Source organism: Okeania sp. SIO2B9, from assembly GCF_010672505.1.
GTDB lineage: Bacteria > Cyanobacteriota > Cyanobacteriia > Cyanobacteriales > Microcoleaceae > Okeania > Okeania hirsuta.
On record NZ_JAAHGK010000576.1, the window covers coordinates 1 to 4,590 of the forward strand.

At 35.5% G+C, this 4,590-nt stretch carries 4 protein-coding genes; 2 read left to right on the plus strand and 2 right to left on the minus strand.

Annotated features, from left to right (window positions below; all coding sequences use genetic code 11):
- Positions 1–315: 315 nt before the first annotated feature.
- Positions 316–1,794, minus strand: a complete 1,479-nt coding sequence (locus F6K13_RS19390) for an ankyrin repeat domain-containing protein (protein ID WP_124147817.1) — start codon at positions 1,792–1,794, stop codon at positions 316–318.
- A 102-nt stretch (positions 1,795–1,896) separates the two neighbouring features.
- Here F6K13_RS19390 and F6K13_RS19395 point away from each other — a divergent pair, with 102 nt between their 5' ends.
- Positions 1,897–2,364 (plus strand): DUF4079 domain-containing protein, encoded by a 468-nt coding sequence (locus F6K13_RS19395; protein WP_124147816.1) that lies wholly within the window; start codon positions 1,897–1,899, stop codon positions 2,362–2,364.
- A 57-nt stretch (positions 2,365–2,421) separates the two neighbouring features.
- Here the strand turns inward: F6K13_RS19395 and F6K13_RS19400 are convergent, their stop codons facing one another.
- Complete coding sequence (locus F6K13_RS19400) at positions 2,422–3,120, minus strand: DUF1997 domain-containing protein (RefSeq protein ID WP_124147815.1); 699 nt, start codon at positions 3,118–3,120, stop codon at positions 2,422–2,424.
- A gap of 513 nt (positions 3,121–3,633) precedes the next feature.
- Between F6K13_RS19400 and F6K13_RS19405 the strand changes: the two genes are divergently transcribed.
- A complete protein-coding gene (locus F6K13_RS19405) occupies positions 3,634–4,293 on the plus strand; it encodes an NAD(P)H-binding protein (RefSeq protein WP_124147814.1) in 660 nt (219 codons plus the stop codon).
- The last annotated feature ends 297 nt before the right edge of the window (positions 4,294–4,590 follow it).

The window sequence follows — 4,590 nt, forward strand, 5'->3', positions numbered from 1 at the left end:
GACAGGAGAAATGGGAATGAACGAGGAGGTAGGAGTAAGAATTTTAAGAATGATTTTTATGCCCAACTCTGGCCTAAAATACTAACTTTTTGAGCGTGAAGAACTGAAAACCAGGCACTTTTTAAAGGCCCCAAAAAGGCTAAAACCTTTATCTGTAAATACTTTTAGATTTAATCAACAAGCCCTAAACTAGAGTGTAATAACTCAAAAAATCATTTTCCGTGTTTTTTTTCTAAAAAAATCTTCCCTTTTCCCTATTCCCTACCTTTACAAAAAGTCTATATCTTTTTCACGCCTATATCTATTAATTTGGTATTATGATCCAGCGTTATTAAGTAACCTGATAATATCTTGATAACCATTAAATTCTGCAAGCATTAAAGCCGTACAACCGCCTTGATTTTTATCATTCAAATTAGCACCATAATCAATTAATAGTTTTACAGCTTCAGCATGGCCTTGATATGCTGCCCACATTAAAGCTGTCGCTTCATTATCATCTCTAAGATTAATATCAGCTCCTTTTTCTAAGAGTATTTTTAATGTTTCAATATCGCCTTGATATGCTGCTTTCATCATTGGAGTAGAACCACCTTGAGCAGAAATATTAACATCTGCCCCTACATCTAGCAAAACATTAATAATTTCTTGATGTTTTTGCCATATTGCCAAAGTTAAAGCTGTTTCTCCAAGATGTTTACTATTCAATAAAGATGTCAAATTTTGCTTTTCTATTTTGTTCAATAAAATTGATACAATATCCGTATAACCATGAAAAATTGCTCCAAATAAAGGAGTATCACCTGCTTGATTCTTAGTAACAATTTCAGCCCCATAATTTAGCAGTAGTTTTACCATTTTGGTATGATTTTCTACTACAGCAAAACTTAAAGCTGTTTCTCCTTCTAAATCTTGAGAATTAACATCAGCATGAGCATCCAATAAAGTAGAAGCGATCGCTACATTTCCTTCTGCAGCAGCAGCCATCAAAGCTGTACCACCATTTCTACTTTTAATATTAACATCTGCCCCTGCTTCTAACAAAACTTTTACTACTTCTAAATGACCTAGGTCAGCAGCTAAAATGAGTGGATTTTCTCCATCTTTGTCTTTAAAATTAATATCAGCACCAGCTTTTAATAGAGTCTTTACAGCAGGTAAATCACCTGTTTCTGCTGCTTGCATTAACCATGTTTTACCTTGTAAATTTCTAGTATTTACATTCACACCATGATTAATCAAAATTTCTCTTATTTCTGCATAATTACTATCAGCAACTATAGATAAAGTAGACTCATCGACCCTCGCCCCACCATCTAGTAAGACCTTAACTACATCTTGATAACCTTGACTCGTTGCTAAACCCAAGGCTGTATCATGGTCTTTATCCACCACGTTAACATCAGCTCCAGCAGCGATTAATTGATTGGCCACTGCTACATAACCATTCATTGAAGCAACCATGAGTGGGGAACTACCATCATCATTTTTGCCATTGACATCAGCACCCCTACTTAACAAAAGTTCTACTATTTCCGCCCGTCCATGAGCTGCAGCTAACATCAAAGCTGTAACACCCAATTTTTTTCTTATATAGTTGACATCAGCACCTTTATCTAGTAAAGCAGAGGCTATTTGAGCATACCCCTTTTCTGCAGCAATCATTAAAGCCGTTGTACCATCTAGAGCTTGAGCATTAGCATCAATATTTTGAGCCAGCAAGGTACATACTTGGGCAAAATTAGCATTTTTAACAGCCTGGACTAAGAAAATTTCTTCTTTTTGCGAAGCCATACCGACAACCATAATCTACGTTTTTAAGATCACATAAGATTAACTTGCTGTTATGCTAACTTTTATGAAGTTTTTTTACTAATCCCAGAGAGAAGATTAATTATGGATCTGCCAATTCCAGAATCTATTAAACCATGGCTCAATTTTTTTCATCCCGCCATTATGTGGATACTATTGGCCTTGACAATTTACGCCTTATATCTCGGCATCAAAGTTCGTAATAGTAGAACTGCTACAGATACAGAAAAGAAAAAAGAATTTGCTAAATTTAAAATCAAACATCACCAAGTTGGCTCCTTTCTCTTAGCTTTTATGGTTTTAGGGTCTCTTGGTGGAATGGCCGTCACTTATATCAATAATGGAAAATTATTTTTTGGCCCTCATCTCTTAGCCGGGTTAGGCATGACAGGAGCGATCGCTATCTCTGCATCTTTAACTCCTTTTATGCAGAAAGGCCAAGATTGGGCTCGCTACAGTCATATTGTTCTTAATGTGTCAATTCTTGGTCTTTTTAGCTGGCAAGCGGTAACGGGAGTCGAAATTATGTTAAGGATAATTAGCAATATGTAAAAGATTGGAATTAATCAGGGGATTAAATTTTTCCCTGATTTTTAGGTTCCATATCTTTTACTTGCGTTTTCTTTGTTTGGGAAATGGCAAGTTATGAGTGGTATGAAAATCTACTTGAGTTTTGTGACTCAAGCATCTAGATACTTGTTGTACTATTTTAAGTAATAAACTATCGCCAGTTTTTTGAATCAAACTAGGAGACATTTTCCGAATAAACTGGGGAAATTTTACACCTACGGTCAAATCCAAATCCCATTTTGCACCAGTCATCACAGGAGGCAGTCCTAACTTTTGAATTTCCTCTTGAGTAAAAAACTGTTCTGTGGGTAACTCTAGCAACTTCATTTCTGATTGAAAGTTTACTTGATATCCAGGAGGTGTATAATTAGGCACTGGGATATATCTAATTTTATATATTCCTGCGGAGTCTGGTGGTACCAATTCCAGACCTACTCTAGCTTCAACCTGGTATCCAAAAGAACCAAATTTTCCGAGCGACAAATCATAGCCATTTTCTCCAATAGGCTCAACTTTCATCGGATGAGCACATTGACAAAACCAACTACGATGAGATGCAAAGTGCTTTGCTACAGTATCTACATTTGCATATAATTTCATGCAGTCATTGTATTTTGTCTTAAACCAGGTAGTTGGGTTAGTTTCTGATACTTCTATTTCTGTTGTACTTACATAGAAATCACTAACCAAGTTTTTGTCCATCTCTACAGTTTGATGTCCTGCAAAGTTGTGATCCATGATTCATTCTCCTATGTATATATATATACACTATATATAATATTTTGAGGATTTCCAAATTGCTATATAGATTTATACAAAGAATTTATATTTATAGCAGGCAACAGGGAAAAGTGAGAAAAACACCCTGATTCGGATAGTCATCAGTCTATTGTCCGTGCTATACCCGTCTATTAGACCTCTTTGGAAAAGAGGGAGGAGAGTAGGGAGTAGGAGGAAAGAATTGATGGTTTTTGCGCGATAATTGATTTGATTTTTGATTATCACCAGATGTCTATTGCTATATCTTTAAAAGTAGAGAGTTCGTAATTGAAGAAGGTGTCAGGAGGGAAAGTTAAGTTCGTTGGAGATACTCTCGTGCAAATTATAAGGATTTGAAAATCTAAGTTACCCCTTAACTAGAAGCACAGAGCTATCCAAATACCCTATCTACAATTCCCTTCTGACCGCTGATTACTAACTTGCATTCAAAAACTGTTAAAATTTAGAACTTTATTATAGATAAATTGAAAAATGAAAGTATTCGTTGCTGGAGCAACTGGCCAAACAGGTTGTCGAATTGTACAAGACTTAGTAAGACGAGATATTCCTGTAAAAGCTCTGGTTCGTGACTTAGAAACAGCTAAAGAAATTTTGCCTCCAGAAGCAGAGTTGGTAATGGGGGATGTCCTGAATTCTCAAGGTCTCTACGCTGCTATTGAAGATAGCACAGTACTATTATGTGCTACGGGTGCTAAACCTAGTTTTGACTTTACTGGTCCATATCAAGTGGATTATGTAGGAACTAAAAATTTAGTGGATGTTGCTAAACAGAAAGGTATTGATCGTTTTATTTTAGTTTCATCCCTATGTGTGTCTAAATTTTTTCATCCCCTAAATCTATTCTGGCTAATTTTATTCTGGAAGAAACAAGCTGAAGGATATATTCAGAAAAGTGGTCTGAATTATACTATTGTTCGCCCTGGTGGTCTGAAAAATGATGATAATCAATTTCCTATTGTTATGGAATCTGCTGATCGCTTATTTGAAGGTAGTATTCCTCGAACTAAGGTAGCACAAGTTTCTGTGGAGGCAATATTTCAACCAGCAGCTTGTAATAAAATTGTGGAAATTATTACTGAGGCAGAAGCACCAGAAAAATCTTGGGAAGAGTTATTTATTTCTGTCTCTTAAATGTAGTTTGAAGGTAATAAATCAAGATGAACTTTAATATCATGTCCTCTGGTATCGTTTGTGTAAACCAAAGGGTGAATATCTACAAAAAATTTAAGTTTTTTTGGACTTTTAAGTCTTCTGTTTTAGATAACTAAAGTCTTCTTCCCTCTTACTTCTTCCTTCTTCCTTACCTTTACCGAAGAATTAATAATTAAATAATTCAGCTTTGTTAGCCTCCCCTTTCAAGGGGAAAAAAATAAATTTTTTCCTTTTAGTCAATCCTCTCCCTAAAAGGGAGAGGTAATTATCCATTAT

Coding starts and splice junctions, on each gene's coding strand:
- F6K13_RS19395 (WP_124147816.1), top strand. CDS start 1,897: ATGGATCTGCCAATTCCAGAATCTATTAAACCATGGCTCAATTTTTTT.
- F6K13_RS19390 (WP_124147817.1), bottom strand. CDS start 1,794: ATGGCTTCGCAAAAAGAAGAAATTTTCTTAGTCCAGGCTGTTAAAAAT.
- F6K13_RS19405 (WP_124147814.1), top strand. CDS start 3,634: ATGAAAGTATTCGTTGCTGGAGCAACTGGCCAAACAGGTTGTCGAATT.
- F6K13_RS19400 (WP_124147815.1), bottom strand. CDS start 3,120: ATGGATCACAACTTTGCAGGACATCAAACTGTAGAGATGGACAAAAAC.